Raw genomic sequence first — 16526 nt, forward strand, 5'->3', positions numbered from 1 at the left:
GCGGCGGCGGGGGGCGCGGTGACCGGGCGTTCGCAGGGCTGTTTCCGAGGCCGGCTCCGAGGCCGCTTTTCAGGCCGCTTCCGAGGCCGTTTCCGTGGCCCGCTTCAAGGCCGTTTCCGACGCCGGGCCCGGTGCCGCGTCCGGGCGGCGCGGCTCCGGTGTGCTTCCTCGCGGTGCCGTGTGATCGCGTTGTCGGTGGTCTCTGCCAAAGTGGTGGGGTCGGCCCGTTTCCGGCAGGTCCGGGCGGGCAGCACCGACGTGGGACGACGAGGACGAGGGAGACCTGGTGAACGTGCTCTTTCCGGCGCTGAGCGATGCGTCGCCGCAGCCCGCACTGCGCTTCGGCGAGCGTGCGCTCAGCTACCGTCAACTGGCCGCGGTGGCGGGCCGCCTCGCCGACCGCCTGGGCAACGCGCCCCGGGTGGCCGTCTGGGCCACCCCCACGCTGGAGACCGCCGTCGCCGTGATGGGCGCGCTGCTCGCCGGAGTGCCCGCCGTGCCCGTCAACCCGAAGATCGGCGAGAGCGAGCTGGCCCACATCGTCTCGGACAGCGGCCCCTCGCTCGTACTGGCCGAGCCGGACGCCGAGCTGCCCGGCGCGCTGGCCGCGCTCCCCCGCCTCGACGTGGACCTGTCCGGCGCCGACGAGGAGGTGCCGCCCCTGCCGTACGAGCCGGACACCGAGTCCCCCGCCCTGATCGTCTACACGTCCGGCACGACCGGCCCGCCCAAGGGCGTCGTCATCCCCCGCCGGGCCGTCGCGCACACCCTCGACGCGCTGGCGGAAGCCTGGCAGTGGACCGCCGACGACGTACTCGTGCACGGACTGCCGCTGTTCCATGTGCACGGCCTGGTGCTGGGCGTCCTCGGGCCGCTGCGGCGCGGCGGCAGCGTGCACCACCTGGGGCGGTTCAGCACCGAGGGCGTCGCCCGGGAGCTGGCCGCGGACGGCACGATGCTGTTCGGCGTACCGACGATGTACCACCGCCTGGCCGTCGAGGCCGGGGAGAACGAGGCGCTGGCCAAGGCCCTGGGCCGGGCCCGGCTGCTGGTGTCCGGCTCGGCGGCGCTGCCGCGCAGCGACCACGACCGGCTCGCCGCGGCCGCCGGCTGCCGCGTCATCGAGCGGTACGGCATGACCGAGACCCTGATGAACACGAGCGTACGGGCCGATGGCGAGCCCGCCCCCGGCAGCGTCGGCGTGCCGCTGCCGGGGGTGTACGTCCGGCTCGTCGACGAGTCCGGCCGGGCCGTCGAGGAGAGCGACGGCGAGACGGTGGGCGAGATCCAGGTCCGCGGCCCGAACCTCTTCGTCGAGTACCTCAACCGCCCGGACGCCACCACGGCGGCCTTCGACGGCGGCTGGTTCCGTACGGGCGACATGGCGACCCGCGACGCGGCCGGCAACTACCGCATCGTGGGCCGCAAGGCCACCGACCTGATCAAGAGCGGCGGATACAAGATCGGCGCAGGCGAGATCGAGAACGCGCTGCTGGAGCACCCGGGTGTCAGCGAGGCCGCGGTGACCGGCGAGCCGGACGAGGACCTGGGCGAGCGGATCGTCGCCTGGATCGTGCCGGCGCCCACGCCCGACGGCACCCCCGGCCCGACCGCGGCCGAACTGTCCGACCACGTGGCCCGGCAGCTCGCCCCGCACAAGCGCCCGCGCGTCGTGCACTTCCTGGAGGCCCTGCCGCGCAACGACATGGGCAAGATCCTCAAGCGGGATCTCCGTGCGTAGGGACTCGCCGCCGGGCGGACCGGAGGAATCAGGCAGCTCGGGCGGAGCAGGCGGCTCGGGCGGTTCGGCCCGGGGTGGCTCGGGCGGGCCGTCGCCGCGCTGGTCCGCGCGCGAGGCGGTGGCCGTGGTGACGGAGGACTTCACCGAGTTCCCGGCGCCGGAGGCCGAGGACGCCGTGCCGCCCGCCGGCGCGCCGGAAGCCGATGACGGGCCGCTCGGCTGGGACGGATACGGCGCCGCGCGGCAGCGGGCCCGGGAGCGCACCGGCGAACGCGAGTCCGTGATCAGCGGCACCGCCCGGATCGACGGCGTACCGACCGTGCTGATCTCCTTCGAGTTCGGATTCCTCGGCGGCTCCCTCGGCGAGCGCACCGGCGACCGGCTGGTGGCCGCCTACACCCGCGCCCGTGAGCTGCGCCTGCCGGTCGTGTCGCTGATCGCCACGGGCGGCAGCCGCATGCAGGAGGGCATGCGCGCGCTCACCCAACTCCAGCGCGTGGCCGCCCAGTCCGCACTGACCCGCGCCGCGGGCCTGCCACAGATCGCCGTGGTCCGCGACCCGACGACCGGCGGCGGCTGGGCGACGCTCGGCGCGGGCGCCGATGTCGTCCTCGCCCTGCCCGGCGCGCAGATCGGCTTCGCCGGCTCACGGGTACGCCCGGCGGACGCCGACCCGTACGCGTACAGCGCCGAAGGCCAGCTGGCGGCAGGCCAGATCGACGCCATCGTCCCGCCGACCCGCTTGCGCACAACGCTCGGGCGGTGGTTGGGGCTGCTGGCGGTTGGGCATGGGGCTGCTGAGCCCGGGGCAGTTGAGCCTGGGACTACTGGGCGGCCTGTGGTTTCTGGGCCTGCGGCTTCCGGACCTACAGAGTCCCTACCTGCAGAACCCCTACCTACGAGTTCGGAACCTGCGGCTTCCGCACCTGTCGGAGCCGCGCCGCCTCCGCCCCCTCCCCCACCCCCGCACGCCCTCGGCTCCTCCGACCTCCCGGCCTCCGGCTGGGCGGCGGTGTGCGCGGCCCGTGACGAGCGGCGACCGCGCGCCGTGGTGTATCTGGACGCATACTTCGACTGGCGGGAGGAGATCAGCGGTGACCGCTGCGGCGGCACCGACACGGGCATACGCTGCGGGTTCGGCCAGCGCGGCGGGCGCACGACCGCGTTCGCCGCGCAGTGCGGTACCGCCGTGCGCCCCGCCGGGTTCCGTACAGCCGCCCGGCTGATCCGGCTGGCGGACCGGCTCGGCATACCGGTGCTCACGCTGGTGGACACACCGGGCGCGGCCAACGACCCGGACGCCGAGCGCGCCGGTGCGGGCGCGGCCATCGCGGATGTCTTCGCCGCACTGGCCTCGGTCCGTACGCCCGTCACCTCGCTGCTCATCGGCGAAGGCGGGTCCGGCGGCGCGCTGGCCCTGGCCGCGCCGGGCGCGCTGTGGGCGACGCCGGACAGCTACTTCTCCGTCATCGCCCCGGAATCCGCCGCCGCCATCCTCAAGCGCGACGCCGACGCGGTGCGCGACACGGCCGACCAACTCCGCCTGCGCCCACAGGATTTGCTGGACCTCGGCATCATCCAGGGCATCGTCCCGCCCGCCCCTTCCGAGTGACCAGGACCGTCCCCTGCGCGGCGAAGTGGTCATCGGCATGGCGTGGCCGGCGGCCACCCGGCGCGTACCGAGCCCGCGCGCGCCGGACCGGGCGTCCGGTGACGTGCAGTGCGTGTACGTGGTGCAGGGCGAGCGGGACGGCGGGCTGGGCGGGCGACTCATCGACGCGGTGCTGGACCTCGCGTACGGCTACGGACTCGAACGCGTGACGGTGCATTCCAGCGACCGCGCCGTCCGGGCGTACGCACGGCATGGATTCGGCACGTCGCCGCGCTTGCTGCAAGCCGACCTGACGCCCTGAAGCCGCTACGTCTGCGCCTTCCCTACTCCCAAACCGGGGCCGCCGGCAGCCCCCGCTCCGCGCGGGCGCGGTCGGTCAGTTCCTGGATCAGTTCGGTTTTGGCTTCGGTGTAGGTGTCGGACGAGGCGCCGGTGGCGGCCAGGGACTGTTTGAGCCGGGCGTAACGCGCGGCGTCCGCCGGATACTTGCGCAGGTGGTCGCGGAGGATGCGCTGGTTACGGGAGGGCCAGCTCTCCAGGGTGACCACGTGCAGGTGGTGGGTCCGGCGGCTGTCGTCGCCGCGCACGTACAGGAGGCGGTTGGCCATGCCGTTGTGATCGCGTCGGTAGCCGAGCCGGGACAGGGCTTCTTCGCGGGCTTCGACGGCGGCCAGCTCCTCGGCCGCGGCCATCAGATCGATGATGGGCTTGGCGGCCAGTCCGGGGACGGCGGTCGAGCCGATGTGCTCGATCTCCGTGATGGTCCCGGCCAGTGCTTCGCGTACGTCCGCGATCGCCTCGGCCGCCCGCGCGGGCCAGGCCGGGTCGTACGGGACTACCTCGATGATCCGCTCGCCCATGCGCGTCATTGTGCCACCGGCCCGGCGCCCGGCCCCCGGATTTTTCAGCGGCCCTCGACCTCCTTCCCGGCCTGTTGCAGCGCGGTGACCGCGGCGCGGATGGACGGCCGGCGGTCGGCGTCGGCGCGCCAGATGGCGTAGACGTGCCGCCGCATCGTGTGCCGTACGGGCACCACGCTCACCCCGGCGGGCACCGGCCCGCGCCCCAGGCGGGGCGCCACCGCGACGCCCAGCCCGGCCTCGATCAGCGCGAGTTGGGTGTGGTGCTCCTCGGCCATGTGCGAGAGGCGCGGCTCGATGCCCTGGCCGCGCAGGGTGAACATCAGCCAGTCGTGGCAGAACTCGCCCTGCGGCCAGGAGATCCACTCGTCGTCGGCGAAGTCCTCCAGGACGACCGAGCGGCGCCGCGCCAGGGGGTGGTCGGCCGGCATGGCCACGTCGGCCGGGTCGTCCAGGATCGGCGCCTTCGCCAGGCCTTCGGGGAGCGAGAGCGGCCGGTTGTGCCAGTCCAGGACGACACCCAGGTCGATGTCGCCGCGCACCACGCCGCGCACCGAGACGTCCGGCTCCATCTCCGTGAGCCGCGGCCGGAGTTGGGGGTGCTCGACGCGGAGCCGGGCCAGCGCTGCGGGGAACAGGCCGCGCGCCGCGGTGGGGAAGGCGCCGAGCCGCAGCTCGCCGACGGCCTGCCCGCGGTGCGCCTCCAGGTCGGCCTGGGCCAGCTCGACCTGCGAGAGGATCCGGGCGGCGTGGTCGGCCAGCAGCCGGCCGGCGTCGGTGAGCCGTACGCCGCGCCCGTTCTTGGCCAGCAGTTGCTGGCCCGCCTCCCGCTCCAGCTTGGCGAGCTGCTGGGACACGGCGGAGGTGGTGACGTGCAGCCCTTCCGCCGCCGCGCTCACCGAGCCGTGCCGGGCCACCGCACTCAGGGTGCGCAGACGATCGAGGTTCAACATGTAAGCGATGCTAAGCGATGCCTCCCATAAAATCTCGCTTGTTCTACGAAAAGGCGAGCACCATCGTAGAGGCCATGAGCACCACCACCCCTTCCCCGGCCGGCACAACTGCCCCCGCCGCGGTCCCCGCCGCCGCCTCCTCCTCCCCTCCCCCAGCGACGCGGGCCGCGCGGCGCCGCGCGCTCGACTGGCGGCTGCGGTTCGGCGTCCTGTGCCTCGTCTGGGGCTTCAGCTTTCTCTTCATCAAGGTCGGCACGCAGGGGTACGCTCCGCTCCAGGTCACCTTCGGGCGGCTGGCGTTCGGCTCGGTGGTGCTCGTCGCCGTCCTGGTGGCCAAGCGTGAGCGGCTGCCCCGCTCCGCGCGGACCTGGGGTCATCTCGCGGTCGCCGCGTTCTTCCTCAACGCCCTGCCCTTCTCCCTGTTCGCCTACGCCGAGCTGACCATCCCCTCCACGCTGGCCGGCATCTGCAACGCCAGCTCCCCGCTGTGGGGGATGGCGCTGTCGCTGGTCGCCCTCTCCGAGGACCGGCCCACCCGCCGCCGCGTCGCGGGCCTCGGGCTCGGCTTCCTGGGCGTACTGACCGTGCTCGGCGCCTGGCAGGGCTTCTCCGGCACGGATCCGGCGGGTACGGCGATGGCCCTGGGCGCGTCGCTGAGCTACCCGGTCGGCTGGATCTACGTCCGGCGCACGCTCGCCGGGGCCAAGGACTCCAACGTCGCCCTCTCCGGCACCCAGATGCTCCTCGCCACCGCCCAGGTAGGGGTGGTAACCGCGCTCTTCACCTCAATTCCGGTCTCGTTCCCCGCCGTGCCCCTGCTGGCGGTGGTCGCGCTCGGCTCCCTGGGCACCGGCTTCGCGTTCCTGTTGCAGTACGGGCTGGTGGCGGAGGTGGGCCCCACCACCGCCCAGATGGTCACCTACTTCGTGCCGGTGATCGCCACCGCGGCGGGTGTCGCGCTGCTCGGCGAACCGCTCAGCTGGAACACTCCCGTCGGCGCGTTGATCGTCCTGGCCGGCGCGGCCCTCACACAGAGCCGTCCGCGGCGGCGTGACCGGTCGCCTCGGCCGTGATCGCCCACCGTTCGTGGTCGCGCCAGACACCGTCCACGTACTGGAAGCGCGGGGAGTAGCCCTCGCGCCGGAAGCCGAGCCGTTCCACGAGCCTGGTGGACGCGGTGTTGCCCGGCTGGATGTTGGCCTCCAGCCGGTGCAGCCCCAGTGCGGTGAAGGCGTACTCGACGACGAGGCGCAGCCCTTCGGTCATATAGCCGTGCCCGGTGGTGGACGCGTAGGCGACATAGCCGAGGGCGCCGCTCTGGATACCGCCCCGCACGATGTTGTTGATGTTGATGCCGCCGACGATCGCGCCATCGGCCCGCAGGCAGACCACGAAGCCCTCATGGGTGGGCCGGTCGAACCTGGCGACGTATTCACGGAAGGCATCCGGTGTGGTCTCCCTGGCGGGGACCCACGGGCGGTGCAGCGCGGCGCTCTCCCGGTCGAGCGCCGCGATCTCCTCCCGGTCCTCGAAGGAGATATGCCGGACGGCCACCCGAGGACCACGGACAAGAAAGCTCTGATCAGGCATCGTGCGATCGTAATCAGCATCGTTTCCCTCTCTCACGGCCGTACGCGGACGTCCTCCAGCAGCGTCAGTCGTATCGGCGTGCCTCCTTCGGTGCGACGGCTGCGGCGATGGCGTCCGCCAGCTCCGGCAGTTCGTGTTCCGCGAGGCCGGAGATCGTGACGCGTATGCCGGGTGGTGAGTGCAGGCGGAAGCGGGCGCCGGGCGCTACGGCCCAGCCCGCGTGCAACAGGCGGGCGACCGCGCCGGTTTCGTCGGGCACCGGAATCCATAGGTTCATCCCGCTGCGCCCACGCGCTCGGACGCCGCGCTCCGCCAGAGCGACGATCAGGGCGTCCCGGCGCCTGCCGTAGGCGCCGGCGACCGCTTTCGGGTCCACCGCTCCCGTACGCCACAGGTGCACCACCGCGTCCTGGAGCAGATGGCTCACCCAGCCAGGACCGAGCCGCTGGCGCCCGCGCACCCGGTCCACGGTCACGGCATCGCCGGTCAGCACGGCGAGGCGCAGGTCGGGGCCGTACGCCTTGGCCGTGGAGCGGATCAGCGCCCAGTGGTCGGTGGCCGCGGCGAGCGGGTGCAGCGGGAGGTCGACGATGTCGTGGCCGTGGTCGTCCTCGATGAGCAGCACGTCCCGGTGGTCCGCCAGGACCTGCCGCAACTCCCGGGAGCGCTCGGCGCCGAGCACGGCGCCGGTCGGGTTCTGCGCCCGGTCCGTGACGACCAGCGCCCGCGCGCCTTCCCGTATCGCCCGGCCGACCTGCTCGGGCAGCGGGCCGTCGTCGTCCACCGCGACCGGCACGACCCGCAGCCCGAGTCCGGGGATGAGGTCCAGCAGGCTCCCCCAGCCCGGGTCCTCGACGGCCACCGCGTCGCCGGGGCGGAGGTGCGCGCCGAGCACGCGCTCCACCGCGTCCAGCGCGCCCGAGGTGACGGCTATGGCGCCGCTCGGCACCCCGTCGGCCTCGAAGGCGGCGCGGGCCAGCCGCTCCAGCTCCGTGGCGACCGTGGGGGCGCCGTACAGCGTGGGCTGCCGCGCGCTGCGGGCGGCAGCCGCGGCCAGTGCCTCGCCGAGGGCGGGCAGCAGGGCGGGGTCGGGGTTGCCGTCCGACGCGTCACGCACGCCGGGCGGCACGGGACCCAGCGCCGCTTCCCGCGCGGTGCTCGCCGGGCGCGGACGCACCCGGCTGCCCCGCCGGCCGGCCGTCTCGATCACGCCGCGGTCCCGCAGGGTCCGGTATGCGGACGCGACCGTGTTGGGATTGACCTCAAGATAGACGGCCAACTGCCGCATGGGGGGCAGGACTTCGCCCGGTTGGAGCTCGCCCGCACCGATGGCTCGCTCGACGCTGGCGGCAATCTCCGATGCGCGCCGCCCTTCGATCCGATACTCTCCTAGCACAAAATTCATTATGTACTAGTGCAATGGAGTTGGCAATGCCCAAGGCCCAGGACCCGTCCTTCGCCCGGACGGAGCGCACCGTGCCGACCCGCGCCCGCGAGCGCGCCGCCTACGACCACGAGACCGTGCACGCGATCCTCGACGCGGGGTACGTCTGCCATCTCGGATTCGTCCGCGACGGGGCCCCGGTCGTCCTGCCCACGCTGTACGGCCGCGTCGGCAACCGCCTCTACCTGCACGGTTCGACCGGCTCGCGTCCGCTGCGGATGGCCGGGGAGCCGGCCGGGCCGGGGCTGCCGGTGTGCGTCACGGTCACCCACGTCGACGGCCTGGTCCTGGCCAAGTCCGCTTTCCACCACTCGATCAACTACCGCAGCGTCGTCGTCCACGGCACCGCGTACCAGGTCACCGACCCGGACGAGAAGACCGCCGCGCTCGACGCCCTGGTCGACCACGTCCTGCCCGGCCGCGCGGCCGACTCCCGGCCCGCGAACGCCAAGGAACTGGCCGCCACCGCCGTCATACGCCTCGACCTGGAAGAGGTCTCCGCCAAGGTCCGCACCGGCGGCCCGAACGACGAGCCCGAGGACGAGACGCTCCCCTACTGGAGCGGCGTTCTGCCCGTCTCCCCCGTGTACGGAGCCCCCGTACCGGCCGATTCCCTCGCCCCCGGCATCGCCGAACCCGCGTACCTCTCCGCGCGCTGAAGGAGGGCAGCATGCTGATCCACCCGTGGGACGCCCCCACCGACGACGCCGAATGGCAGGACTGGCTGGCCGGGCACGACTTCGGCCAGCTCGCCGTCAACGGGCCGCCGGGCGCCCCGCCCCTCGTCCAGCCCCTGCACTTCGCCTACGACCCGGCCCGCCGCGAAGCCATCACCCACCTCGCCCGCCCCAACCCGATATGGCGGGCTCTGGAAGCCGCCCCGGCCGTGCTGCTGAGCGTGGTGGACGACTACGTGTTCATACCCGGGCCGTGGCAGGCCGCCGAAGAGGACCCGCCCGAGCACGGCGTGCCCACCAGCTTCTACGCCGCCGTACAACTCACCTGCACCGCCCACATCGTGGACGACCCGCAGGAGAAGGCCGCGCTGCTGGAACGCCAGACAGGGCACTTCCAGCCCGAGGGCGGCTCGGCGCCGGTCACCGCGGAGGGCCCGCCGTACGGACGCCGGCTGCCCGGCATCCGGGGGCTCCGGCTGGAAGTGACGGATGTACGCGCCAAGTTCAAGTACGCGGGCAAGCGGACCGAGGCCGTACAGCAGCGGATCTCGGCCCGCCTGGCCGAACGGGACGCGCCCCGCGACGCCCAGGCCCGCGCTCATCAGCAACGGAGGATGAGGGCCGGGCGGGACTGACAGCGCCGCCGGGCCCGTGGGGGGGGGAGGCCGACCGGCCTCCCCCGGCCGGATCAGCGCGCCGTCACCGGCTCCGGTGCGGCCGTACGGTCCGCCACCGCGCCCCGCGCCTCCGATACGGCCAGGCCCGCGACGGCCGCCAACAGCACGCACGTTCCCAAAACCGTGCCCGCCGTCAGCTCCTCACCGAGGAAGAGCACCGCGATCACCGCTGCGGACACCGGCTCGACCAGCGAGATCACCGACGCCGTGGCGGCACGGACGGCCGCCAGCCCCGCGAAGTACAGGCCGTAGCCCAACGCCGTCGGCACGGCGGCGATGTAGCCCATCAGCAGCAGACTGCGGCCCAGGCCGTGCGCCTGCGGCCACAGTCCTTCGGCCGCGGCCGGCGGCAGGAGGCAGAGCGCGCCGACGGCGAAGGCGCTGATGGTCGAACCGTACGGGTCGGCTGTGCCTCCGGCCCGGCCCAGGCGGCGGGTGGTCAGTGTCATCACGGCGCAGCCGCCGGCGGAGAGCAGCGCCAGGGCGACCCCGGCGGGCCGTACCGTACCGGAATCGCCGCCCCCGAGGACCAGCACCGCCAGTCCGCACAGGGCGCCCACGACCGCCAGGACACCACCGGCACCGAGCCGTTCGCCCATGGTCAGCCACGCGCCGAGTGCGATGAGGACGGGCCCGGCCCCCATGGTCACGACCGTGCCGACGGCCAGTCCGGTGTCCTCGACGGCCGCGAAGTACGCGGCCTGGAAGACGGCCAGCGCGATCCCCGTAAGGGCGATCCGCGCGACGCGGCGCCACAGCGGGTCAGGGGACGCGGCCGTACTGCGGCTTAGGGAAGAGACCGCACTGCCGGTACGACGGCGGAGCACCGCTCGTGCGGCCAGCAGCAGCACGAGGCCGCCCGCGGTGCGCCAGAAGGTGAGTGCGAGGGGGCCCAGGCCGCTGCTGCGGTAGAGGAGGGCGGCGGCCGCGCCCGCCGTACCCCAGGCGGTCGCGGCGAAGGTCACGTAGAACAGGCCCCGGCCCACGGGCAGGGCAGGGGAAGAGACACCATGCATGACTGTGCTTCTCCGGGAGTTCCGGGACGGCGCCGAGCGCCGTGAAGTGGTCGCGTGGTCCCGTATGCGGGCAGCGACGACCTGCCCGGGGACTGGCCCGGACCGGTACTTCCTCGGAGGCCGCCGCCCGCGCTAGGCGGCGGGAGGGGGCAGCACGGTCGAATGCATGATCGGCACCTTATGCGGCGGGCCGACCGGCCGACAAGGCCGGGCCGGATGCTGGACGCGTGCCGGCGGGATCAGCGATACGAGGTGCGGTCCGGCGTCGGGGCGCCCACCGAGGAGCCCCCGGCCGCGGACCCGTCCGCCCCCTTCGGAGTCGCGGACTGCGCGATGAACGCCCCGGCCAGGACGACCACCCCGCCCACGATCTGCGGCGCGGTCAGGTGCTCGTCGAGCAGCACCCAGGCCAGTACGGTCGCGATGACCGCCTCCAGGCACGCCACCACGCCCGCCACCTGCGGGGAGAGCCGGCGCACGGACAGGATGCCGGTGAGATACGCCAGCACCGTGGCGATCAGCACGATCCAGCCGAGCAGCAGGACGGCCGGCACCCGGGTCCCGGCCATGTCCGTGCTGCCGCCGAGCACCGCCCAGTCCATCTCCCAGGGCCGCGCGACCGCGGTCAGCAGCACCGCGCCGATCAGCAGCCCGTACGCGATCACGCCGAGCGGGTCCGCCGCGTCCTCGCCGTCGCTGCCGTGGTCGGAGAGTACGAAGTAGCCGACCTGGCAGCAGGCGGCGCCGAGGGCCAGGACGAGTCCGACCGGGTCGAAGCTCAGCCCCGACCACACCTCGACCACGCAGGCCAGACCGCCGACCGCCAGGACGACGCCGACGGCGGCGGCCCGGGTGACCGGCTTGCGCTGGACGAACCGGACCCAGCCGAGCACCAGCGCGGGCGCGAGGTATTCGATGAGCAGCGCGACCCCGACGGGAATACGGGACAGCGCGGCGAAGTAGCACGCCTGCACGCCCGCGACCGCGAGCAGGCCGAAGCCCAGCAGGAGGGCGGGGCGGCGCAGCAGCAGGCGCCGGTGCCGCCAGGTGACGGGCAGCATGACGAGCGCGGCGCCCGTGACGCGCAGCCAGGTGACGTGCAGCGGTTCGAGTCCCGCCGAGATCAGGGGCTTGGCGGCCACGCCGGAACCGCCGAAGGCGAAGGCGGATATCAGCGCCAGGACGAGACCGAGGTTCCTGGCCCGCGCGGGGCCATCGCCGGCCGCCGGTTTCTCCGGCCTCCCGGGCTGCCCCCAGTTCTCTTCCGTCACCGAGACGGCCTGAACCCCGGCCTGATCCCCCGTAGTCACGCGCATCGGCACATCATGGCAGGAGCCGTCAGCAGCGTCACCCCTGTTGGGCCTGTCATTCCTGGTCGGTCACGCCTGCCTGTCGTTCCTGCCTGTCATTCCTGGCGGGTCTCGCCTGCCCGGTCAGTCCTGCCCGGAGCGCTCCCCGTCCAGCCGGGCGGCCAGCCGTACGGTGTCGACCGAGGCCCGGCGCAGCACCTCGACGGCGCGCGACTCGGGGTCGTCCACGAGGGCCGCGAGGAGGTCGAGACAGGTGGCGTGGGTCGCGTACCGGGCGTGCGCGCGGTCGAGTGCGCCGTCCAGGGCGGCGGCCGCCGCGGGTGACCAGCCCGGTACGGCTCCTTCGGTCACCACCGGGACCGCCCCGGAGTCCTCGACCGTGCCGTGCCACTGGAGTCCGTATCCGATGCTGCGCTGGACGAGATAGCCGAGCAGCCGGGCGACCTGCGGCCCGCCGTCGAACGCGGCCCGTACCGACGGGTCCGACTCCAGGAGTCCGTGCAGCAGGTGGGCGGTGTCCACCTGGCGATCACCGTCCCGCGTGGCCCGCCTGCGGGCTGCCGAGACCACCGACGCCAGCTCGACGGTGAGCCGCGCTTCGAGGTCGTCGTACGGAGATCCTCCTCCGCTGTTGTACGCAGTACGGTTTTGCACAGTCCCCACCCCACCAGCCACTGTCGCCCGGAACATCCCCGGCGGGAAGCATTTGCGCATCCACCCGTGGTTGGGCGCCGCTTCGGGCGCTCTCCTCCTTGCGGAGGAGAGGGAGCATGCGAAGGGGCCATGACCGGAATGTCTCCGGCCACGGCCCCGGGCACGCTCACTCGCCATCGTCACGCCTCACCGTGGTGCGGCGGACGGCGAGCGGATCACTCATCCTCGGCGAGGATCAGGTACAGCTCCTTGCGGGCCTTGTTGACCACCGCGATGGCCTTCTCCCGCTGCTCGGGCGTACCGGTGGCCCACACCTGGCGGAACGCCTCGATCAGGCCGCCACCCGCCTTGCGGATCTCGTTCATGGCCTCCCAGTCGACGCCGCGGCCGGCCTCTTCCCAGGGGGCGTCGGCGACATTCTCCGCCTCCGCCTGTCCGGCCTCGGTGAGCGAGAAGAGCTTCTTGCCGCCCTCGCTGGCGCTGCTGATCAGCCCCTCGTCCTCCAGGAGCTGGAGGGTGGGGTACACCGAGCCGGGGCTCGGCTTCCAGGTGCCGCCACTGCGCTCGGCGATCTCCTGGATCATCTCGTAACCGTGCATCGGCCGGTCCTTCAACAGGGCCAGGATCGAGGCGCGCACATCGCCGCGGCGGGCCCGGCCGCGCGGCCCGCCGCCGCGGCCCCGGCCGCCGAACGGCGGACCGCCGAAGGGGGGTCCGAACGGTCCGAACGCGGCGCGCCGCCCCTCGAACCGTCCTTCGTGGTCGCCCCAGCCGCCCCGTCGACCGTGGCCGTGCTGTCCGTGCTGCTCGTGTCCATGGGAACGCATGACAACGCTCCTTTCTCGTCTTCTTGCCGTCTTGTCGGCACTGCATCTTTGATCACTCGCGACATCACTTTGATCGTTCGCGATGCTTCAACGATATATCGGAACTGTTCGGCTGACAAGGCTCGTGGTCCGACACGCCCGTCCGGCACCGGCGCGCGTTGCTCCCGGCCCTGGAAAAGTGCTGGTCAGCGGAGGCGGCCGAACGGGCGGTACGCGCAGTGCACCAGCGCTGGTTCGAGCCGCAACGGACGACGGCACCACGGAGGAGAGCTGGTCACGGGGCACCCGGGTGTTCCGGCGGCGCGACGGCGAGTGGCAGAGGGTCCACCAGCACGTCTCGTATCCGTACGACCTGGAGGCCAGCAAGGCGCGGCCCGTTCTTCGGCCGTGACCCGTCGAAAACCGTTTCCCGCGGCGCGCGGGCGGCGGCTAGCCTCCCTGGGCACGCGATCCTGAGGAGCGGACATGCCCGGTGCGCCGAGTCTGTGGCGCGACCGTGATTTCCGCAGTCTCTGGGCAGGGCAGGCCGCCTCCCAGTTCGGGGAGCGCACCAGTCAGGTGGTGCTACCGCTCATCGCCGTGCTGGCACTCGGCGCGGACGCCACCCGGCTCGGTGTGCTGCGTGCGGTCGAACAAGCGCCGGTTCTGCTGCTGTCGCTCTTCGTCGGTGCCTGGGTGGACCGCCGGCGGTCCCGTGACGTCATGGTGGGGGCGGACCTGGGCCGGGCCGTCGCGCTGGCCATCGTCCTCGGCTCGTACCTGCTCGGTGTCCTCGGCTTGCCGACGCTCATCGTCGCCGCCTTCGTCGTCGGCGTCCTGAGCGTCTTCTTCGACGTGGCGTACCAGACGTCCCTCGTACGCCTGGTCAGGCCCGATCAGCTGGCGCAGGGCAACAGCGCGCTGGAGGGCAGCCGGTCCGCGGCGCAGACCGGCGGGCCCGCGCTCGGCGGGGCACTGGTGTCGCTGGTGTCGGCGCCCTTCGCCGCCGCGGCCGGCGCGTTCTTCTTCGCGCTGTCCTTCCTGTCGATACGCCGTATCCGCCGCTGCGAGCCGATCCCCGGACACATCGGGCGCCCCACCCGTGTCCGGCACCGGATTCACGAGGGCCTCCGGCTCGTCTTCGGCCACCCCGTATTGCGGGCCGTGTGCCTGGCCTCCGCAGCGTTCCAGTTCTTCTTCGCGGCCATGATGACCGTCTACCTGCTCTTTTTGCCGCGTGAGCTGCATCTGTCGGCCACTGCCGTCGGTTTGGCGCTGGCGGCGACGGGCCCGGGGGCGGTCGCGGGGTCACTGCTGTCGGCGCGGCTGCCGAAACGATACGGCTACGGCGTCGTCCTGGTGCTCTCGGCGGCTCTCGCCGACGGCGTGCTGCTCTGCGTGCCGGCGCTGCACGGCTCCGGCCCCGGCACGGTCTTCGCCCTCGTGGGCGTCAACTTCCTCTTCGGCGCGCTCAGTCAGCTGGTGAACGTCACCATGATGTCCGTACGGCAGGCCGTCACCCCCGTGCCCGTGCAAGGCCGGGTCGTCGCCACGGTCAACTGCGTCGGCATGGGGCTGGCCCCGCTCGGTTCGCTGCTCGGCGGGCGGCTGGCCGACCAGTGGGGGCTGCGCACCGCGCTGCTGGTGGCCGTCGTCGGGCTGTCGCTGTCCCCGTTGTGCATGGCGCTTTCGCCGCTGGCGCGCCTAGGAAAGGGCCTCGTGAGCAGCTCTCTCCCGCCGGCTACCGACACCACGCCCGCCTAGGGCGCTTCCGACGGCTCAGCCCTGCCCCAGGTACCCCGCCAGGGCGCTGCGGCTGCGCTGGAGATCGTCGATGCGCTCGTCCGTGGCCTCCAGGGCCTGGCTCAGGATGGCCTGCACGTCGACGCACATCTCGAACTCCGGCTGCTCGCCCCGGGCGCACGGGAGTACGGCGCGGATCACCTCGGTGGTGAGCCCCGCTTCCAGCAGGGCGCGTACCTGGCGGACGGTCAGGAGCGTGTCGTCGTCGTAGTAGCGGTAGCCGTTCGGGCCGCGCCGCGCCTCCAGCAGACCCTGCTCTTCGTAGTACCGCAGCAGGCGCGGGCTGACTCCGGTACGCCGGGACAACTCCCCGATCAGCATGTGCCCCGTCCCATCCGAGGTTGACCTTCCCATTGATGTGAACCCTTAACGTCTCGTGCGGCAGCGGACATTCCGCGACCCGCCGTACCCCACCGGTCCACTGCTGTTCCCTTCCTTTCGTTTCCGTACCGCTGGAGTGAGGACATGACCTCTTTCGCCGTTCACCGTAATGGCCAGGCCGCGACCACCGACGACCTGGCGCCGCTCGCCTTCGCGGGCTACGCGCACTTCACCGCCATGCAGGTGCGCGGCGGCCGGGTCCGGGGCCTCGACCTCCACCTGGAGCGGCTGCGGTCCGCTTCGCTGGAGCTCTTCGGGCGGGCGGTGCCGGACGACCAGGTGCGGGCCTACCTGCGGACGGCGTTGGAGGCCGGGCCGGACGATGTGTCGCTGATGGCCTTCGTGTACGCGCCCGGGGGCGGGTTCGCCGCGTTCGGGGCCGATGTGCGGCTCGACGTCCTCGTACGTACGGACCCGGCCGCGTCCGCCCCGGCGGGACCGCTGGCGCTTACCACCGTCGAGCACGAGCGCGCCCTTCCGGCCGTGAAGCACGTCGGCGAGGTCTCCAAGAAGTACTTCCTCCGCCAGGCCGCCGGCCAGGGCTTCGACGACGCCGCCTTCGTCGACCGCAGGGGCCGTCTCAGCGAGGCGACGATCTGGAACCTGGCCTTCTGGGACGGCACCTCGGTGGTGTGGCCCGCGGCCGAGATGCTGACCGGCACCACGATGGGCATCGTCCGGCGGCAGCTGGACCGGCTCGGCGTCCCCCAGCGCGTCCAGGAGGTCACCCTCGCCGACGTGCCGGGGCTGGCCGGCGCCGTGGTCATGAACTCCTGGACGCCGGGCGTGGCCGTACACCGGATCGACTCCGTGTCCGTACCGGAAGCACCGGACTTCCTGGAACTGCTGCACCGGGCGTACGAGGCGGAGCCGCTGACCGCGCCCTGAGAGGAGGGACGGGCGACCGGTCACGACGGGCGGGGCGCCGGTGTGCCGCCGCCCCGCCCGTATCCAAAACCAGTCCACTTATCCGCGATTGGCCTTACAGGCGACCGAAGCGGC

18 protein-coding genes are annotated in these 16526 nt (G+C 73.0%); 9 read left to right on the forward strand and 9 right to left on the reverse strand.

What is annotated here, in order from left to right; all coding sequences use genetic code 11:
- Positions 1–286 precede the first annotated feature (286 nt).
- The 3 genes from ADK86_RS38630 to ADK86_RS44060 all read left to right on the forward strand — a co-directional run bounded on the left by ADK86_RS38630 (position 287) and on the right by ADK86_RS44060 (position 3654).
- On the forward strand, positions 287–1741 hold the full coding sequence (locus ADK86_RS38630) for an acyl-CoA synthetase (protein WP_199834553.1): 1455 nt from the start codon (positions 287–289) through the stop codon (positions 1739–1741).
- Positions 1742–1859: 118 nt separating this feature from the next.
- Positions 1860–3353 (forward strand): carboxyl transferase domain-containing protein, encoded by a 1494-nt coding sequence (locus tag ADK86_RS43575; protein ID WP_053700846.1) that lies wholly within the window; start codon positions 1860–1862, stop codon positions 3351–3353.
- A 37-nt stretch (positions 3354–3390) separates the two neighbouring features.
- Positions 3391–3654, forward strand: coding sequence for a GNAT family N-acetyltransferase (locus ADK86_RS44060; protein ID WP_199834554.1), 264 nt, complete (start codon positions 3391–3393; stop codon positions 3652–3654).
- Positions 3655–3676: 22 nt separating this feature from the next.
- On the opposite strand, the gene ADK86_RS38645 is transcribed toward ADK86_RS44060, so the two are convergent.
- Complete coding sequence (locus ADK86_RS38645; RefSeq protein ID WP_053700847.1) at positions 3677–4213, reverse strand: GrpB family protein; 537 nt, start codon at positions 4211–4213, stop codon at positions 3677–3679.
- A gap of 44 nt (positions 4214–4257) precedes the next feature.
- Positions 4258–5166 (reverse strand): LysR family transcriptional regulator, encoded by a 909-nt coding sequence (locus ADK86_RS38650; RefSeq protein ID WP_053700848.1) that lies wholly within the window; start codon positions 5164–5166, stop codon positions 4258–4260.
- Positions 5167–5240: 74 nt separating this feature from the next.
- On the opposite strand from ADK86_RS38650, the gene ADK86_RS38655 reads away from it, so the two are divergent.
- Entirely contained in the window at positions 5241–6239 is a 999-nt protein-coding gene (locus ADK86_RS38655) for a DMT family transporter (RefSeq protein ID WP_420718911.1), read from the forward strand.
- Here the strand turns inward: ADK86_RS38655 and ADK86_RS38660 are convergent.
- Both ADK86_RS38660 and ADK86_RS38665 read right to left on the reverse strand, forming a co-directional pair.
- Positions 6193–6756, reverse strand: a complete 564-nt coding sequence (locus ADK86_RS38660; protein WP_053700850.1) for a GNAT family N-acetyltransferase — start codon at positions 6754–6756, stop codon at positions 6193–6195. The two genes, ADK86_RS38655 and ADK86_RS38660, sit on opposite strands and share 47 nt — an antisense overlap.
- 64 nt (positions 6757–6820) lie before the next feature.
- Positions 6821–8152 (reverse strand): aminotransferase class I/II-fold pyridoxal phosphate-dependent enzyme, encoded by a 1332-nt coding sequence (locus tag ADK86_RS38665; RefSeq protein ID WP_078952553.1) that lies wholly within the window; start codon positions 8150–8152, stop codon positions 6821–6823.
- A 35-nt stretch (positions 8153–8187) separates the two neighbouring features.
- Between ADK86_RS38665 and ADK86_RS38670 the strand changes: the two genes are divergently transcribed.
- Positions 8188–8859, forward strand: a complete 672-nt coding sequence (locus ADK86_RS38670) for a pyridoxamine 5'-phosphate oxidase family protein (RefSeq protein ID WP_053700852.1) — start codon at positions 8188–8190, stop codon at positions 8857–8859.
- 11 nt (positions 8860–8870) lie between these two features.
- Complete coding sequence (locus ADK86_RS38675; RefSeq protein ID WP_053700853.1) at positions 8871–9512, forward strand: FMN-binding negative transcriptional regulator; 642 nt, start codon at positions 8871–8873, stop codon at positions 9510–9512.
- A gap of 53 nt (positions 9513–9565) precedes the next feature.
- Here ADK86_RS38675 and ADK86_RS38680 read toward each other — a convergent pair whose 3' ends face one another.
- The 4 genes from ADK86_RS38680 to ADK86_RS38695 all read right to left on the reverse strand — a co-directional run bounded on the left by ADK86_RS38680 (position 9566) and on the right by ADK86_RS38695 (position 13361).
- Positions 9566–10570: a DMT family transporter gene (locus ADK86_RS38680; protein WP_053700854.1), complete on the reverse strand. Its 1005-nt coding sequence runs from the start codon at positions 10568–10570 to the stop codon at positions 9566–9568.
- A 239-nt stretch (positions 10571–10809) separates the two neighbouring features.
- Positions 10810–11745, reverse strand: a complete 936-nt coding sequence (locus ADK86_RS38685; RefSeq protein WP_053700866.1) for an EamA family transporter — start codon at positions 11743–11745, stop codon at positions 10810–10812.
- Between the two features lie 258 nt (positions 11746–12003).
- On the reverse strand, positions 12004–12534 hold the full coding sequence (locus ADK86_RS38690) for a Clp protease N-terminal domain-containing protein (RefSeq protein WP_053700855.1): 531 nt from the start codon (positions 12532–12534) through the stop codon (positions 12004–12006).
- A gap of 215 nt (positions 12535–12749) precedes the next feature.
- The gene (locus ADK86_RS38695; protein WP_030639628.1) at positions 12750–13361 is read right to left on the reverse strand and encodes a PadR family transcriptional regulator; all 612 of its coding nucleotides are present in this window, start codon (positions 13359–13361) and stop codon (positions 12750–12752) included.
- Positions 13362–13443: 82 nt separating this feature from the next.
- Between ADK86_RS38695 and ADK86_RS41935 the strand changes: the two genes are divergently transcribed.
- Together ADK86_RS41935 and ADK86_RS38700 are read left to right on the forward strand one after the other, a co-directional pair.
- A complete protein-coding gene (locus ADK86_RS41935; protein WP_078952555.1) occupies positions 13444–13752 on the forward strand; it encodes a nuclear transport factor 2 family protein in 309 nt (102 codons plus the stop codon).
- Positions 13753–13826: 74 nt separating this feature from the next.
- Positions 13827–15104 carry an MFS transporter gene (locus ADK86_RS38700; protein ID WP_053700856.1) on the forward strand — a complete coding sequence of 426 codons (1278 nt, stop codon included), beginning with the start codon at positions 13827–13829 and terminating at the stop codon, positions 15102–15104.
- Between the two features lie 15 nt (positions 15105–15119).
- Here the strand turns inward: ADK86_RS38700 and ADK86_RS38705 are convergent, their stop codons facing one another.
- Positions 15120–15464, reverse strand: a complete 345-nt coding sequence (locus ADK86_RS38705; protein ID WP_053700857.1) for a MerR family transcriptional regulator — start codon at positions 15462–15464, stop codon at positions 15120–15122.
- A gap of 144 nt (positions 15465–15608) precedes the next feature.
- Between ADK86_RS38705 and ADK86_RS38710 the strand changes: the two genes are divergently transcribed.
- Positions 15609–16412 (forward strand): aminotransferase class IV family protein, encoded by an 804-nt coding sequence (locus ADK86_RS38710; RefSeq protein WP_053700858.1) that lies wholly within the window; start codon positions 15609–15611, stop codon positions 16410–16412.
- Positions 16413–16526: the final 114 nt, after the last annotated feature.

Source organism: Streptomyces sp. NRRL F-5755 (assembly GCF_001279365.1).
GTDB lineage: Bacteria > Actinomycetota > Actinomycetes > Streptomycetales > Streptomycetaceae > Streptomyces > Streptomyces rimosus.

Excerpts from the sequence above, each read along its gene's own strand:
- ADK86_RS38655 (WP_420718911.1), top strand. The coding sequence starts at position 5,241 with ATGAGCACCACCACCCCTTCCCCGGCCGGCACAACTGCCCCCGCCGCG.
- ADK86_RS38670 (WP_053700852.1), top strand. The coding sequence starts at position 8,188 with ATGCCCAAGGCCCAGGACCCGTCCTTCGCCCGGACGGAGCGCACCGTG.
- ADK86_RS38695 (WP_030639628.1), bottom strand. The coding sequence starts at position 13,361 with ATGCGTTCCCATGGACACGAGCAGCACGGACAGCACGGCCACGGTCGA.
- ADK86_RS38705 (WP_053700857.1), bottom strand. The coding sequence starts at position 15,464 with ATGCTGATCGGGGAGTTGTCCCGGCGTACCGGAGTCAGCCCGCGCCTG.
- ADK86_RS38710 (WP_053700858.1), top strand. The coding sequence starts at position 15,609 with ATGACCTCTTTCGCCGTTCACCGTAATGGCCAGGCCGCGACCACCGAC.
- ADK86_RS38645 (WP_053700847.1), bottom strand. The coding sequence starts at position 4,213 with ATGGGCGAGCGGATCATCGAGGTAGTCCCGTACGACCCGGCCTGGCCC.
- ADK86_RS38675 (WP_053700853.1), top strand. The coding sequence starts at position 8,871 with ATGCTGATCCACCCGTGGGACGCCCCCACCGACGACGCCGAATGGCAG.
- ADK86_RS38650 (WP_053700848.1), bottom strand. The coding sequence starts at position 5,166 with ATGTTGAACCTCGATCGTCTGCGCACCCTGAGTGCGGTGGCCCGGCAC.
- ADK86_RS38660 (WP_053700850.1), bottom strand. The coding sequence starts at position 6,756 with ATGCCTGATCAGAGCTTTCTTGTCCGTGGTCCTCGGGTGGCCGTCCGG.
- ADK86_RS41935 (WP_078952555.1), top strand. The coding sequence starts at position 13,444 with ATGCTTCAACGATATATCGGAACTGTTCGGCTGACAAGGCTCGTGGTC.
- ADK86_RS38700 (WP_053700856.1), top strand. The coding sequence starts at position 13,827 with ATGCCCGGTGCGCCGAGTCTGTGGCGCGACCGTGATTTCCGCAGTCTC.
- ADK86_RS44060 (WP_199834554.1), top strand. The coding sequence starts at position 3,391 with ATGGCGTGGCCGGCGGCCACCCGGCGCGTACCGAGCCCGCGCGCGCCG.
- ADK86_RS38680 (WP_053700854.1), bottom strand. The coding sequence starts at position 10,570 with ATGCATGGTGTCTCTTCCCCTGCCCTGCCCGTGGGCCGGGGCCTGTTC.